The following is a 14,193-nucleotide window of genomic DNA, read 5'->3' as shown; positions in this document are numbered from 1 at the left end:
TTGGTTGAAGCAGATACGCCTTTAGCACAGGCCGAAGGACGCCTTGGTCCGCGCTATGATGCTTAGCCAGGGTTTGGTCGTTCCAACAGTGATCGGGGGCCTCAATGACACATCTCAAAGCCTTGCTGTTCGCGGGTGCCGTGGCGCTTCTGGCGACGGCTCCGAGTTTTGCCCAGAACTTCCAGAGTGGCCATCAGGGCCAGCTCTACCAGGTCAGCCGCTCGGCGCCGGGCCCGGTTGCGGCCCTTGGCCTGCCGGCCGCAGCCTTGGTCGGCGGCTATGTCTGGTTGCGGCGCAGGTCCGGCAGAGGACAGAGCAAAACCTAGGCAGGTTGCGGGAGAGCGTCCCACGGCGTCGCCGGATCACGTCGCGTCCCATGACGGCCTGACGATATCGAATTTGCTCTCCTGGTAGTCGGCGCGCAGGCGTTTCTGGTCCAATGGACTCAGGCGCGCGGGCGCCTCGATGTCGTCCCCGTCGTCTTCGCCACGCGGTCAAGGTCGACACTGTGGCCGGCTTTCCGGTCCGCCTTCTAGGCCGCATTGCGACAGACCGGACCGTTCCTCGTCGAGGCAGTCATCTACTCTACAGCGTGTTGCGTGAAAACGGGTTCACGCAGCACGCTGCAGGTCTTTGATTTGACGCATGTCTTTGCTCCGAACCGGTACCACTTTCGGGAGACATGCTTTAGCCTGCCGATGCCGAGGAGGCGCTCTTGACCGGTGCGTTCTGCTCGACCGGGCACGGGGGCGACAAATTGTCACGACTGCGTTATGGTCGCTGTGGTGCAGGTCGCGGTTCGGCGTGGCCATTATGACGAACCCGGGCCGCGACCCACCCCAACCTGGTCAGGAGGAGTGGCAATGGCGAGCTTCCATGTGTACGCAGGCACCGGCAACACGCTCGAGCATCCCGCGATCCGGCGCATATCGGTCGCGGATGTGTTCGATGCCTTGCGACGAGGCTTCGACGATTTCTGGGACAAGCCCTCGCACTATGTGTTCCTGTGCCTGATCTACCCGATCGTCGGGGTGTTTCTGATCACATGGACGTCCGGCGGCAACGCGCTGCAGCTCATCTTCCCGCTGATGGCGGGCTTTGCATTGCTCGGCCCCTTCGCCGGCATCGGCCTCTACGAGATCAGCCGGCGCCGCGAGCAGAACCTCGACACCTCCTGGGCGCATGCCTTCGATGTGAGGCATTCTCCGGCCCTGCCGGCGATTGCGGCCATCGGCATCATGCTGGTGGCGTTGTTCGTCACCTGGTTGCTGGTCGCGCAGGGGCTCTACGCCTGGCTCTACGGGTCGGCTGCTCCGGAGTCGACGGCAGCGTTCCTAGGCGATCTCTTCACCACTCAGCGCGGCTGGACGCTGATCATCGTCGGCAATCTGATCGGCTTCCTGTTCGCCCTGGTCGTGCTCAGCACCACCGTCATCGCCTTTCCGCTGCTGCTCGACTGCGACGTCGGCGCCTATGCCGCGATCGAGACGTCGGCTCGCTCCGTGCTGGCCAATCCCGTGCCGATGCTCCTGTGGGGCCTGATCGTCGCCGTCGCGCTGCTCATCGGATCGATCCCGCTGCTCGCCGGGCTGGCGGTGGTCATTCCGGTGCTCGGCCACGCGACCTGGCACCTCTACCGCAAGGTCGTGGATATCCCGGCCGACAAGAGGACGCCGCTCACGCCATCCTCGCGCAATCGGGACGGGTTCCCCTATTGGCTGCGCTGGTGATTCCGGCTTGATCGCCGGCAGCGTCTTCTCCCCTCGACGGACCTCGACGGGAGAAGGCGTTGGCGGGCGATCACCCTGGCGCTCGCCCGCCCGGGCTTGGAGCTCTGTCGTGTAAGCCGATGAAAGCTGCGATCGACACCGAGCGGAAGCGTTGCGTCGCGCAGCGAAGTCGGCACGAGAGTCCGCGCCCGAGAAACGCCGGCTCCCTTCAGGCGAGTTTTGGGCGCCGTGAAGCCCAAGGCTGCGCTTCCTCTATCTGGGCGGCCAATTGCAGCAAGGTGGCATCCTCGCCATAGCGGCCCGCGAACTGGACGCCGACCGGCAGTCCGCCCGCCGACCAGTGCAGGGGCAGGCTGATCGCGGGTTGGCCGGAGGCGTTGAAGGGCGCTGCGAAAGGGGCGAGGTCGAAGAGCCTGGCGAGGAAGCCGTCGACATCGCGGCCATCGGTCGGGAGGCAGCCGAGAACCGGCGGCGGCGCGGTCATGGTCGGGGTCACCAGGATGTCGAAGGTCTCGAAGAAGGCCGCCATGCGGCGCACCTCGAGCTGCATCCGCATCAGGCTGTCCAGATAGCGCTCCAGGCTCTCCTGGCGAGCACGGGCGACGATGGCGAAGGTCAGCGGTTCGAGATCGCTTTCCGTGACCGGCTTGCCGTTCAGTCGTTCCATCGTGGCGACCATCGGGCCGAGGCCGCTCATCAATACGTTCATCTGCGCATCGATGAGAAGCTTCCAGTCGAATTCCGGCCTTGCCTCCTCGACATCGTGGCCGAGGTCTTCGAGCAGGGTGGCAGCGTGCTGCACTGCTGCCGAACATTCCGCGTCCACCGGCTCATCCCGCAGCGTCCGGGTCCAGCAGCCGACACGCAGCCGCTTCGGCGGGCGGGCGATCGCCGCGACGAACCCACCTTCTGGAGGGCGCGCGAAGTAGGGTGCGCCGACATCGGGTCCGGCTGTGATGTCGAGGATGGCTGCGGTATCGCGAACCGTGCGGGATACGGCGTTCTCATGGCTGATGCCATGGGCCGCGTCGCCGCGATGCGGCCCATAGGGGTTGAGGCCGCGCGTCGGCTTCAGTCCGACGAGCCCGTTGCAGGAGGCTGGAATCCGGATGGAGCCGGCGCTGTCGGTTGCATGTGTCGCCGGCAGCATGCCGCTTGCCACGGCCGCACCGGCACCGCCGCTGGAGCCGCCGGCGATGCGATCGAGGTTCCACGGGTTGCGCGTCGCGCCATAGCGGTGCGGCTCGGTCGAGGCGCTGAGCCCGAATTCCGGCGAGTTCGTGCGGCCGAGCATGACGAAGCCGGCGGCGCGCAGCCGCGCGACCAGCGTCGAATCGAAGGGCGCCGGCGGATCGACGAACATACGGCTGCCATTGGTCAGCGGCAGGCCGCGTACGGGGGCGTGCAGGTCCTTGATGAGATAGGGCACGCCGAGGAAGGGTGGCCGATCAGTACGGGTGTCGAGTTCGGCCAGCGCCTGGTCGTAAGCTTTCAGTATCACCGCGTTGACCAGCGGGTTGAGCGCCTCGATGCGCGCGATCGCCGTCTGCGCGAGCTCGCGCGGGCTGATCTCCCTGCTGCGGACCAACGCCGCGAGGCCGGTCGCATCGCACGCTTCGTATTCCGCCGTGGTCAGTGTCGTCATAGCGCTCTCGGAAGTTCGACGGGCGGAACGCCGCCCGTACCGCAACAGATATTGAGAATGGTCGCGTCCTCGGGGCCGACCGAGACATAGGCGTGGCCCATGGTAGCGTCGAAATAGACGCTGTCGCCGGCCTCGAGCCGGATCGGCGCATAGAATTCGGCATGCAGCTCGACGGTCCCCGAGATCACATAGACCAGTTCTTCGCCGGGATGACGGATCAGGCCGGGAAATTCGTTGATGCTGCGCGCGGTCACGGTCACGAAGGTCGGGTCCATGAGCTTGCGCCTCAGCCCCGTGGCGAAGGGCTCGTAGACATAGGTGCCCGTCGGATGCCGCCGGCGTTCCCCGGCGCGGGTGACGTTGAGACGGCCGAGCGGTTGGGATGCCGCGGGCGCGGGCCCTTCCAGCAGCGAGGTAAGGTCGATCGACAAGCCGCCCGCCAGCCGCAGCAGCACGTCGTAAGTCGGCGACATGCGGTCGTTCTCGATCTTGGAAATGGTCGACACGGCAAGACCTGCTCGTTCAGCCAACTCCTTGAGCGTCATTCCGGCCGATTGCCGCAGGCGCCGCAGGCGCAAGCCGAAAGCAGCGACCTCGCGCACGTCGTCTTCCGGTTCGGATCTCCCCGCCGACGCCATCATCGCCTCCATGGATCACCAGAAACAAGTAGCATCGGAAAATTAGTTTGACAAATTTTCCGATCGGAAAAAGAATGACTCGAACGCAGGTGCGATCCATCGATGGCTTGGCTACTGATCACCCTGTATGCCGCAGCGACTCTCGCGGGGGGCGTCGCCATCGCCTATGTGACGGGAGCGGTCGCCGTGCTGAGCTTCGTCGCTGCCGACGAGGCGCGCCATCTGGCAATTCTGCCGCAACGGGTTCTTTCCCAGCTCGATGTCTTCACCTTCCTGGCGATGCCGCTCTTCATCCTGGCGGGCGAACTGATGAGTCGCGGCGGCATCACCCGTGCTCTGATCGACCTCGCAGTTCTGATCGTCGGCCGTTTCAGGGGCGGCCTCGGCCACGTCAATGTGGCGACGGCGATATTCCTGTCCTCGATGTCCGGGTCGGCCGTCGCCGACGCCGCCGCCATCACAAGCGCGCTGGTGCCCGAGATGGAGAGGCGCGGCTACAAGCGCGAATACTCCGCCGCGCTGACGGTCGCCTCCTCGGTTCTCGGGCCGCTGATCCCGCCGTCGATCGTGATGATCTTCTACGGCGCCCTCATGAATGTCTCGGTGGCGGCGTTGTTCGCCGGCGGCGTCCTGCCCGGACTTCTTCTGGCGGGCGGCCTGTTCGCCTACAATGCCTGGGCGGCGCGGCGCCACAACCACCCCGGCGGGCGCGACGTCGACATGCCGCCTGTCGCGCAGACCCTGATCCGCTCGACGCCAGCGCTTCTGGTGCCGTCGATCCTGCTCGCCGGCATCATCTTCGGTGTGGTGACGCCGACCGAGGCGGCGGCGCTTGCCGTTGCGGCGGCGCTCGCCATCAGCTTCGTCTATTCGTGGATGGAACCCGGATCGACGCCGGCAAGCGCGCTGAAAAGCCTTGGCGGCCATCTCGGCGGCGCGCTGGAGCGCGCTGCGACGCTGACCGGCGCCATCTTCGTCATTCTCTTCTCGGCGGCGGTGTTCGGCTATCTGATAGCGATCGAGGGCGTGCCGGACGCCGTGCTGCGGCTGGTCGAGGGCGCCGGTTTATCCGGCCTCGAATATCTGCTGCTGATCGCGCTCGTCTTCCTGGTGGTCGGCATGGTGATGGACAATACGATGGCGCTCGTCCTCCTTGTGCCGCTGCTGATCCCGGCGGCGATCGCCGGCGGCGCCGATCCGGTTCATGTCGGCGTGGTCACCTGCCTCAACCTGACGATTGGGCTGATCTCGCCGCCGGTCGGCGGGTCGCTGATGGTCGTCTCGGCAATGAGCGGCGTGCCCTATCTCAGGCTGGCGCGCGCCATCATTCCGTTCTTCGTCCTGGAGATCATCGTGCTCGTCCTCCTGGTCGTCTTCCCGGAAATCACCCTCTACATTCCTCGGCAGGCCGGGCTGCTGCATTGAATTCGAGCATGAAACAATAGAAGCAAAGGGGATTGGAATGCTGAGGAAATCCTTTCGCGGCCTGGCCGCGGCCCTCTTCGCCACCGCTGCCGCGCTCTGCGCGAAGGCGGCGTCGGCCGATGAGATACGTATTGCAGTCGGCTGCCCGGCCGTTCCGGTCTGCGCCGACTGGGTTTGGGCCGAGGACGTCGCCAAGCAACTGAACGAGGCTGGGCTCGAGGCCAAGGTCTATACCGGCGGAGCGCTCGGCAAGGATCCCGAGCTCGTCGATCAACTCTCGCAAGGCCTGCTTCAGGTCGCGGTGACGAACTTCGTCATGATCAATCAGGTCGATCCGCGCGTGCAGGGTTTCATGGCTCCCTACATGTTCGACGACATGGCCCACATGTTCCGTGCGCTGGACGGGACCGATCTGCTCGCCCCCATCGCCGCCAGGATGGAGGAACAGGGGATCAAGATCGCCGGTCTGACCGGGCTTGGCGGCACGGTCGGCTTCTTCAACACCAGGAAGCCGATTGAGAAACCGGCCGATTTCGAGGGGCTGCGCATGCGTGCCATCGACGCCTCGCAAATGGAACTGCTGAAGAATTGGGGAGCGGCCGGCGTCGTCGTCGACATGCCCGAATTCACCACGAGCGTGCAGCAAGGCATGGTCGACGGATATGTCAATCCGCCTGTCGTGGCCTTCATCTTCAAGCACACCGACTTCCTGAAATACTACACGGACGCCGGCGCGGGGACGCCCTTCCGCTCGGCGCTGATGTCCAAGGACTGGTATGACGGACTGTCGGACGAGGAACGGAGCAAGGTCGACACGGCCGTGCGCGAGGCCAATCTGCGCAACCGGGAATGGACCTACAAGGCGGCCGGGCAGGAACTGGCGCAGCTCGAGAAGCTCGGCGTTACGGTCACCAGGCTGACGCCCGAGGCGCGCGCCGATTTCGTCGAGCGGGCAAAGAAGACGTGGCCGCTACTCATGCCGGCCGACTCGGTCGAGGCCTTCGTCGCGGCGGCGGAGAAGACAAGGCAGTGAACCGGGCCGCTCGTGCCCTCATAGCTGCCAGCGACCGGATCGACCGCGTCTGCCTCCTGTCCGCCAAGGCGGCGCTTGTCGCGATGGTCGCGGTGATCGGGGTGCAGATCGTTGCACGCTATGGATTGCGATCGCCGCCGGGATGGACCGAGGAACTCGCCCGCTACCTGATGGTGTGGGGCGGGCTGCTCGGCGCGACCGCCGCCTTTCGACGCGGTCTGGACCCCGCGGTCACGCGCCGCGACGAGACGGCGCGTGGCTGGTCGGGCCGCCTTGCACGCGTTGCGCTGGTCGTCGCCGTTGCGCTCTTGGTCGTGCCGATCTTGTATTTCTCCTTCTTCGGACCGGGCCTGGATCCCGGCCGCAGCTTCCTGATGCGCAATCTTGCCCGCACCTCGTCGGGCCTTGGAATCAACCTCATCTTCATAGCCGCCGCGATCCCGACCTTCTGCATCGTCATCCTCGCCCATCTGGCTGCGCGCATCGTGGGTGGCCCTCTCAAGACACAGGTTCCCGAACATGCGGCAGATATCGGCTGAAGAAGTCTATGCGGCGCTGCCCATCGGCGAGTGCATCGATGTGGTCGCCAAGGCAATGGTCGCCGTGTCGCGCGGCCAGGCGGTCCTGCCGCTCCGTTCGCTGATGCCGCTCGGATCGGGCAATGCCATGGGCATCATGCCGGGAGGTCTGTCGTCGCCGGCCGTGCACGGCATCAAGCTGGTCAGTCTATACCCGCGGAATCCAGAGCGGGGCCTGTCCAGCCACCAGGGCGTCATCCTCCTGTTCGACACGGAAACTGGCCGGCCGATCGCTGCGGTGGACGGCGCGAGCGTGACGGCGCAGCGCACGGCCGCGGCGAGCGCCGCGGCGACGCGGGCGCTCGCGCGCAAGGATGCGCGCGTGCTGGCGATCCTCGGCGCCGGTGAGCAGGCCGAGCACCATCTGCCGGCCCATCTGGCGGTCAGGGCGTTTGAGGAAGTCAGGGTGTGGACCCGCACTTTCGCCAACGCTCAGGCTTTCGCGGCGCGCCACGCCCACTCGGTCCGCTCCATTCGTGCCGTCGCTTCGGCACAGGAAGCGGTTGCCGGAGCCGATGTCGTCGTAACGGTGACCGCGTCGCCGACGGCGATCCTCAGGGGTGAGTGGCTGCAACCCGGCCAGCACGTGAACCTGGTCGGGGCGAGCGTCGCCTCGGCGCGCGAGATCGACGATGCCGGGGTCGCCCGCGGACGGTTCTTCGTCGACACGCTGGCTGGCGCCAAGGCGCAGGCGGGCGAGTATATCGACGCCCTGAATGCGGGCGTCATCACAGAGGGACACATCCTCGGCGAGATCGGTCGCGTCTATGACCGGTCGTTGGCCGGCCGCCTGAGGGACGACGATGTGACGATCTACAAATCGCTCGGCGTTGCGGCGCAGGATCTGGCGGTAGCCTACGAGATCCTGTCGCGTCTTCCATAGCATCGGCTCGACACGGAACGGTCTCTCGTGTCGGCGAGGCTGAAATGGACCACGTCTGGCGGGCGGATGGCCGGACGCCGCCATCATGGCCGCCACGAAGATCTCATCGCGACCGGCGCGGTTCGCGGCGCCGTGACCGGGGTCCGCCTCATCGTTCCGGAACCGGCCCCATGATGGTACGATATTCAAACCGCAAGTTTGCATATTGACTTCCGTGGCGTCGGCCTACAAACTAGTTTCTGTGTTAACTATCTGCCGTCCTGCCGATTCCGCCGTCGTTGCCGGCGCTCTTCCCGGACGACATGATTCCGATCCTGTCCGCCATGGCCCATGGCTCCGTCGAAACGGGAGATCGACATGTCCACGACATCGGACCTGCTGCTTCGCCGCGAGCGGCTGCTCGGCCGGAACATGGCCCTGTTCTACGAGGATCCCGTGCATATCGTGCGTGGGGAGGGTGTCTGGCTGTGGGATGCGGACGGCCGGCGCTACCTCGATTGCTACAACAACGTGCCGCATGTCGGCCATTGTCACCCGCGCGTCGTCGAAGCGATCGCGCGGCAGGCGGCGACGCTCAACACCCATACGCGCTACCTGCACGTGGGCATTGTCGATTATGTCGAGCGGCTGACGGCGACCTTCGACGCCAGCCTCGACACGGCGATCCTCACCTGCACCGGCAGCGAGGCCAACGACGTGGCCTTGCGGATGGCTGAGGCCGTCACCGGCCGGACGGGTGTGATCGCCACCGACCACACCTACCACGGCAACACGACCGCGGTGTCGCAGCTCTCGACCCGCATGCCGCCGGTCGGCGGCTATGGCGGTCACGTCCGGCATGTGCCTGCGCCCGACAGCTATCGGCCGCTGGGCGGCATGCCGGGAGCACCTTTCGCCGAAGCCTTCGCGAATGAGGTCGAGAAAGCCATCGCCTCGCTGCAGGAGACGCCGCACGGCTTTTCGGCTCTCATCGTCGATCCTTTCTTTGCGAATGAAGGGTTTCCCGACCTGCCGTCCGGTTTCCTGGCTCCGGCGGTCGCCGCCGTGCGCAAGGCCGGCGGCCTTGTCATTTGCGACGAGGTCCAGCCGGGTTTCGGCCGCACAGGGTCACATTTCTGGGGGCACCAGCGTGCCGGCATCGTCCCCGACATCGTCACGCTCGGCAAGCCGATGGGCAACGGCCATCCGATCGGCGGCGTCGTCGCCGGGGCTGACACGCTCAATGCCTTCCGAAGGGCCTTCCGCTATTTCAACACCTTTGGCGGCAACCCGGTTTCCTGCGCGGCGGCGATGGCCGTTCTGGACGTGCTGGAGGAGGAGAGACTGCAGGAGAACGCGGTCGTCGTCGGCGACCATGCCCGCAAGGGCCTGGAAAGTCTGGCGCAGAAACACGGCGCCATCGGCAATGTGCGCGGCAGCGGTCTGTTCTTCGGCGCGGAGCTGGTGGCCGACCGCAAGGGCAGGGTGCCGGATGCGGAACTCGCGACCCGGGTCATCAACGACATGCGGCGGAACGGCATCCTGATGGGCAAGCTCGGCATCCACCAGAACGCCACCAAGATACGCCCGCCCATGCCGTTCACCATCGAGAATGCCGACATGATGCTGGCGGCGCTCGACGATGCGCTGAGCCGCCTTTGAGCGCCGCCGACGACCTGCCGGCAGGCCTCGCCTCGGCGCTCGATGCGCGGGTTCGCGACGCCCTCATCCATTGGACCGCGTCCGACCCGCGTCCGCGGCTGCTCAAATATCGCGAGAATGCAGTGTTCAGGGTCGAGCTCGACGGCAAGCCGGCGGCGCTGCGGCTTCACCGTCCCGGTTACCATGACGAGACCGCGCTGCGCTCGGAACTCGCCTGGCTGGCCGAATTGCGCGCCGGCGGCATGAACGTGCCGTCTCCGCTCGCGACGGCGGACGGAAACCTGCACGTCGAACTTCCGGCATGTGCCGAACTGGGCAGGCAGCACGCCGACGTCATGAGCTGGGTCGACGGCGAGCCGCTCGGCGAGACCGGCCTCCCGCTGGCGCATCCACCCGAGCGGCTCGCCGCGATCTTCGCGGCGGTTGGCGCGGGCATGGCCGATCTCCACTCTCTGTCGGACCGCTGGACGCTTCCCGCCGGTTTCCGCCGTCACGCCTGGAACCTCGACGGCCTGTTGGGCGATGCGCCCTTGTGGGGGCGTTTCTGGGATTGCGAAGGACTTTCAACCGCGCAGAGCCAGGCCTTGAGTGCGCTCAGGCACACGCTTCGTCCCCACCTTCGTCGCCTCGCGGAGAACGGGCTCGATTACGGCCTGATCCACGCAGATCTGGTGCGCGAGAACATCTTCGTGAGAGGCGATGAGGTGGCGTTCATCGATTTCGACGATGCCGGTTTCGGCTGGCGTATGTTCGACATCGCCACCGCTCTGTCGAAGAACCTGAACGAGCCTGCCTGGGACGTCATCCGGGCATCGCTCGTCGCGGGCTATCGCAGCCGGCGCGCACTGTCCGACGACGATCTGGCCACCCTGCCGTTGTTCCTGGTCCTGAGGAGCCTCACCTACATAGGCTGGATCGCGCAACGGCCCGAAGTCCCACACGCCGAACGCCGCATGCGGCGTTTCGCGGAAGAAGCGCTGGATCTGGCTGCGGTGCACGCCCTGGCGTGACGAACGCTCGGCCTTTCCGTATCTCACTGGCCGAAATAGACCATGCGTGACAGCAGCGTGTGGTCCGATTCCACCACCATGATGGTCACGAAGACCAGCACAGCGATCGGCGGCAACAGGATGGCGTAAGCGAGAGCCAGCCGTTCCCAGGCCATATGCATGAACACCGCCACGATCAGCGCGGCCTTCAGCACCATGAAGATCAGGATCAGCGACCAGCGCAGATGGCCCTGGATGCCGATATAATCCACCAGGTAGGAGCAGGCGCTGAGCACGAACAGCCAGCCCCAGACGACGAAATAGACTTTCAGCGGATGCTGCTGGTGGCCTTCGGCTGCATGCGCCACCGGGGCGAGCGCCTCTTCCTGTGCCTGGCCGTGTGCGGCTGCCTGTGCCATGTCCTGCCCTCACCAGAGATAGAAGAACGCGAAGATGAACACCCAGACGAGATCGACGAAGTGCCAGTAGAGGCCCATGATCTCGACACTTTCATAATGTCCCCGGCGGCTCGTGAAGAAGCCGCGCGTTCCACGGTCGAAGTCGCCGCGCCAGACCTTGCGCGCGATGATGATGAGGAAAATCACGCCGATCGTGACATGGGTGCCGTGGAAGCCGGTGATCATGAAGAAGGACGAGCCGAACTGCGCCGCGCCCCAGGGGTTGCCCCAGGGCCGCACGCCCTCGCTGATCAGCTTGGTCCATTCGAAGGCCTGCATGCCGACGAAGGTCGCGCCGAGCGCCGCCGTAGCGAGCATCAGCCAGACTGTCTTCTTCCTGTCGCGGCGGTAGCCGTAGTTGACCGCCAGCGCCATGGTGCCGCTGCTCGAGATCAGCACGAAGGTCATGATGGCGATCAGGATCAGCGGTATGTCCTGCCCGAACATATGGAGCGCGAACACCTCGCTCGGGTTAGGCCACGGCACCGTCGTCGACATGCGCGCGGTCATGTAGGAGAGCAGAAAACAGCCGAAGATGAAGGTGTCCGAGAGCAGGAAGATCCACATCATGGCCTTCCCCCAGGACACGTTCTTGAAGGCCCGCTGGTCGGACGACCAATCGGCTGCGATACCGGACAGCCCGCCTGGCCTTTCCTGTGTCGTGATCGTGGTTTCGGCCATCGGCTCGTTCCTCAGCTGAGCAATTGGCGGCAGATGTCGATGAAGCTGGCGGCCCAGCCGGCAATGAGGACGAACAGCCCGAGCCAGACGAGCAGCAGGAAGTGCCAGTACATGGCGCAGAGCTCGACGGCGCTCTTCAGGCTTTCCGGCCTTTCGCCTTGCCACGCCCTGGCGGTGGTGGCGCTGAGCCCGACGAGACCGGCCACGATGTGCAGCCCGTGCATGCCGGTCAACAGATAGAAGAAGCTGTTGGCCGGATTGGCGGTGAGCGGGTAGCCGTCGGCGGCGAGTTCGCGCCATGCCACGAGCTGGCCCGCCAGGAAAGCCAGCGCGGTCAACCCGCCGGTCGCGAGGGCGAGCCGCGTGGTGCCGGCGTCGCCCTTGCGCACGGCCGAGACGGCGCCTTGCAGCGCCACGCTGCTCAGCACCAGGATGAGGCTGTTGAGCCACAGGATGCGCGGCAGCGGCGGCGCCTGCCAGTCGGAGACGGCCATGCGCATGAAGAAGGCGCTGGAGAACAGCGCGAACAGGCAGCCGATGACGGCCAGCAGTACGACCATGCCGAGCTTCGCCGTCGGTATCCCCGTCGTTTCCAGCTCGGGCAGCACGTCGCCATGCTCGAGCCATGGCTTCGACATCAGGCGCTGCTGGGAAAGCCACCAGAAGGATACGCCGGCGATCACCAGCAGGAAGACGAGGATGACGCTCATGCGGCCGCCCCCGCTTTCATGCCGAGCGGCCTGGGGTCGTTCTGCGCGATGAAGTCTTCCGGCGCGCCCGGCACGCTGTAGTCATAGGCCCAGCGATAGACGACCGGCAGTTCCTTGCCCCAATTGCCGTGCGGTGGCGGGGTCGTCGGCGTCTGCCATTCCAGGCTGGTCGCCCGCCACGGATTGCCGCCGGCCTCCCGGCCGTGGCGCAGGCTCCAGAACAGGTTGAACAGGAACACCATCTGCGCGAAGCCGACAACCAGGGCGGCGATCGTGATGAAGCCGTTGAGGGTTTGGACCGATTCCGGGATGAAGGCGGTCTCGCCGAGCTCGGGGTAGCGCCGCGGCACGCCCACCAGCCCGACATAGTGCATCGGGAAGAAGATGGCGTAGGTGCCGATGAAGGTGACCCAGAAATGGAACTGGCCCATCGCCTCGTTGAGCATGCGGCCGGTGATCTTCGGGTACCAGTGGTAGAGCGCGCCGAAGATGACGAGGATCGGCGCCACGCCCATCACCATGTGGAAATGCGCCACCACGAACATGGTGTCGGAGAGGGGCACGTCGACCACCACATTGCCGAGGAACAGTCCGGTCAGGCCGCCATTGACGAAGGTGACGATGAAGGCGAGCGCGAAGAGCATCGGAACGGTGAGATGGATATCGCCGCGCCACAGCGTCAGCACCCAGTTATAGACCTTGATGGCGGTGGGAACGGCGATGATCAGCGTGGTGGTGGCGAAGAAGAAGCCGAACAGCGGATGCATGCCGCTGACATACATGTGGTGCGCCCACACCACGAAGCTCAGCGCGCCGATGATGACGATCGCCCATACCATCATCCGGTAGCCGAATATGTTCTTGCGTGCGTGCGTGCTGATCAGGTCGGAGACGATGCCGAAGGCCGGCAGCGCCACGATATAGACTTCGGGGTGACCGAAGAACCAGAACAGGTGCTGGAACAGGATCGGGCTGCCGCCGCCATAGCTGAGCTGTTCGCCCATTTCGACCAGCGCCGGCATGAAGAAGCTGGTGCCGAGCAGGCGGTCGAACAGCATCATCACGCAGGCGACGAACAGCGCGGGGAAGGCGAGCAGCGCCATCACCGTGGCGGTGAAGATGCCCCAGACGGTGAGCGGCATGCGCATCAGGGTCATGCCGCGGGTGCGGCCCTGCAGCACGGTCACCACATAGTTGAGACCGCCCATGGTGAAGCCGATGATGAACAGAATGAGCGACACCAGCATCAGGATGATGCCGGCCTGCTGGCCGCCGGGCGTGCCCGACAGGATCGCCTGCGGCGGATAGAGCGTCCAGCCGGCGCCCGTCGGCCCGCCGGGGGCGAAGAAGCTCGCCGTCAGCACGAGAACCGCGACCAGGTAGATCCAGTAGCTCAGCATATTGACATAGGGGAACACCATGTCCCTGGCGCCCACCATCAGCGGGATCAGGTAGTTGCCGAAGCCGCCGAGGAACAGCGCGGTCAAAAGATAGATCACCATGATCATGCCGTGCATGGTGACGAACTGGTAGTAGGCCTCGGGCGTGATGAAGGAGAAGGTGCCGGGAAAGCCGAGCTGAAGTCGCATCAGCCAGGACAGCACCAGCGCCACGAGGCCTATCGCTATCGCCGTGCCGGCATATTGTATGGCGATGACCTTGGCATCCTGCGAGAAGACATAGGTCGTCCACCAGCTGTGGGGATGGTAAAGCTCGACGTCGGGAACTTCGGCGGGCGGAACGGCGTCGGCCGCGCGAGGTGTGATATCGACCATCACTCTA

14 protein-coding genes are annotated in these 14,193 nt (G+C 65.4%); 8 read left to right on the top strand and 6 right to left on the bottom strand.

The features are described from left to right. Positions 1–104 precede the first annotated feature (104 nt). Both JN302_RS04990 and JN302_RS04985 read left to right on the top strand, forming a co-directional pair. Positions 105–326: a hypothetical protein gene (locus JN302_RS04990; RefSeq protein ID WP_202310393.1), complete on the top strand. Its 222-nt coding sequence runs from the start codon at positions 105–107 to the stop codon at positions 324–326. Between the two features lie 537 nt (positions 327–863). Then, positions 864–1,730, top strand: a complete 867-nt coding sequence (locus JN302_RS04985) for a DUF2189 domain-containing protein (RefSeq protein WP_202310391.1) — start codon at positions 864–866, stop codon at positions 1,728–1,730. Positions 1,731–1,938: 208 nt separating this feature from the next. On the opposite strand, the gene JN302_RS04980 is transcribed toward JN302_RS04985, so the two are convergent. Both JN302_RS04980 and JN302_RS04975 read right to left on the bottom strand, forming a co-directional pair. After that, on the bottom strand, positions 1,939–3,375 hold the full coding sequence (locus JN302_RS04980) for an amidase (protein ID WP_202332151.1): 1,437 nt from the start codon (positions 3,373–3,375) through the stop codon (positions 1,939–1,941). Continuing rightward, positions 3,372–4,013: a helix-turn-helix domain-containing protein gene (locus tag JN302_RS04975; protein ID WP_202310387.1), complete on the bottom strand. Its 642-nt coding sequence runs from the start codon at positions 4,011–4,013 to the stop codon at positions 3,372–3,374. The genes JN302_RS04980 and JN302_RS04975 overlap by 4 nt, the downstream gene beginning before the upstream one ends. 102 nt (positions 4,014–4,115) lie before the next feature. Between JN302_RS04975 and JN302_RS04970 the strand changes: the two genes are divergently transcribed. From JN302_RS04970 to JN302_RS04945, 6 genes are all read left to right on the top strand, one after another. Continuing rightward, positions 4,116–5,438 (top strand): TRAP transporter large permease, encoded by a 1,323-nt coding sequence (locus JN302_RS04970; protein ID WP_202332149.1) that lies wholly within the window; start codon positions 4,116–4,118, stop codon positions 5,436–5,438. A gap of 37 nt (positions 5,439–5,475) precedes the next feature. After that, positions 5,476–6,471 (top strand): TRAP transporter substrate-binding protein, encoded by a 996-nt coding sequence (locus JN302_RS04965; RefSeq protein ID WP_202332147.1) that lies wholly within the window; start codon positions 5,476–5,478, stop codon positions 6,469–6,471. Continuing rightward, complete coding sequence (locus JN302_RS04960) at positions 6,468–7,010, top strand: TRAP transporter small permease (RefSeq protein WP_202332145.1); 543 nt, start codon at positions 6,468–6,470, stop codon at positions 7,008–7,010. The genes JN302_RS04965 and JN302_RS04960 overlap by 4 nt, the downstream gene beginning before the upstream one ends. Continuing rightward, positions 6,991–7,932, top strand: a complete 942-nt coding sequence (locus tag JN302_RS04955; RefSeq protein WP_202332143.1) for an ornithine cyclodeaminase family protein — start codon at positions 6,991–6,993, stop codon at positions 7,930–7,932. Before JN302_RS04960 ends, JN302_RS04955 begins: the two co-directional genes overlap by 20 nt. 357 nt (positions 7,933–8,289) lie before the next feature. After that, the gene (locus tag JN302_RS04950; protein ID WP_202332141.1) at positions 8,290–9,573 is read left to right on the top strand and encodes an aspartate aminotransferase family protein; all 1,284 of its coding nucleotides are present in this window, start codon (positions 8,290–8,292) and stop codon (positions 9,571–9,573) included. Beyond that, on the top strand, positions 9,570–10,583 hold the full coding sequence (locus JN302_RS04945) for a phosphotransferase (RefSeq protein WP_244846204.1): 1,014 nt from the start codon (positions 9,570–9,572) through the stop codon (positions 10,581–10,583). The genes JN302_RS04950 and JN302_RS04945 overlap by 4 nt, the downstream gene beginning before the upstream one ends. A 23-nt stretch (positions 10,584–10,606) precedes the next feature. On the opposite strand, the gene JN302_RS04940 is transcribed toward JN302_RS04945, so the two are convergent. From JN302_RS04940 to ctaD, 4 genes are read right to left on the bottom strand one after another with little or no spacing between them, the layout of a single operon-like run. Further along, the gene (locus JN302_RS04940; protein ID WP_202310375.1) at positions 10,607–10,981 is read right to left on the bottom strand and encodes a cytochrome C oxidase subunit IV family protein; all 375 of its coding nucleotides are present in this window, start codon (positions 10,979–10,981) and stop codon (positions 10,607–10,609) included. 9 nt (positions 10,982–10,990) lie between these two features. Next, complete coding sequence (locus JN302_RS04935) at positions 10,991–11,701, bottom strand: heme-copper oxidase subunit III family protein (RefSeq protein ID WP_202310373.1); 711 nt, start codon at positions 11,699–11,701, stop codon at positions 10,991–10,993. Between the two features lie 11 nt (positions 11,702–11,712). After that, positions 11,713–12,411, bottom strand: a complete 699-nt coding sequence (locus JN302_RS04930) for a cytochrome c oxidase subunit 3 (RefSeq protein ID WP_202332139.1) — start codon at positions 12,409–12,411, stop codon at positions 11,713–11,715. Then, positions 12,408–14,186 (bottom strand): cytochrome c oxidase subunit I, encoded by a 1,779-nt coding sequence (ctaD, locus tag JN302_RS04925; protein ID WP_202310369.1) that lies wholly within the window; start codon positions 14,184–14,186, stop codon positions 12,408–12,410. Before ctaD ends, JN302_RS04930 begins: the two co-directional genes overlap by 4 nt. Positions 14,187–14,193 lie beyond the last annotated feature (7 nt).

This window comes from Mesorhizobium sp. L-8-3 (genome assembly GCF_016756615.1).
Lineage (GTDB): Bacteria > Pseudomonadota > Alphaproteobacteria > Rhizobiales > Rhizobiaceae.
Note: the sequence above shows the minus strand (reverse complement) of the source record. Positions and strands in the feature narration are given on the sequence as shown.

Bases quoted from the DNA above. Each gene is read 5' to 3' on its own strand.
- JN302_RS04990 (WP_202310393.1), top strand. From the start codon at position 105: ATGACACATCTCAAAGCCTTGCTGTTCGCGGGTGCCGTGGCGCTTCTG.
- JN302_RS04985 (WP_202310391.1), top strand. From the start codon at position 864: ATGGCGAGCTTCCATGTGTACGCAGGCACCGGCAACACGCTCGAGCAT.
- JN302_RS04980 (WP_202332151.1), bottom strand. From the start codon at position 3,375: ATGACGACACTGACCACGGCGGAATACGAAGCGTGCGATGCGACCGGC.
- JN302_RS04975 (WP_202310387.1), bottom strand. From the start codon at position 4,013: ATGGCGTCGGCGGGGAGATCCGAACCGGAAGACGACGTGCGCGAGGTC.
- JN302_RS04970 (WP_202332149.1), top strand. From the start codon at position 4,116: ATGGCTTGGCTACTGATCACCCTGTATGCCGCAGCGACTCTCGCGGGG.
- JN302_RS04965 (WP_202332147.1), top strand. From the start codon at position 5,476: ATGCTGAGGAAATCCTTTCGCGGCCTGGCCGCGGCCCTCTTCGCCACC.
- JN302_RS04955 (WP_202332143.1), top strand. From the start codon at position 6,991: ATGCGGCAGATATCGGCTGAAGAAGTCTATGCGGCGCTGCCCATCGGC.
- JN302_RS04950 (WP_202332141.1), top strand. From the start codon at position 8,290: ATGTCCACGACATCGGACCTGCTGCTTCGCCGCGAGCGGCTGCTCGGC.
- JN302_RS04940 (WP_202310375.1), bottom strand. From the start codon at position 10,981: ATGGCACAGGCAGCCGCACACGGCCAGGCACAGGAAGAGGCGCTCGCC.
- JN302_RS04935 (WP_202310373.1), bottom strand. From the start codon at position 11,701: ATGGCCGAAACCACGATCACGACACAGGAAAGGCCAGGCGGGCTGTCC.
- JN302_RS04930 (WP_202332139.1), bottom strand. From the start codon at position 12,411: ATGAGCGTCATCCTCGTCTTCCTGCTGGTGATCGCCGGCGTATCCTTC.
- ctaD (WP_202310369.1), bottom strand. From the start codon at position 14,186: ATGGTCGATATCACACCTCGCGCGGCCGACGCCGTTCCGCCCGCCGAA.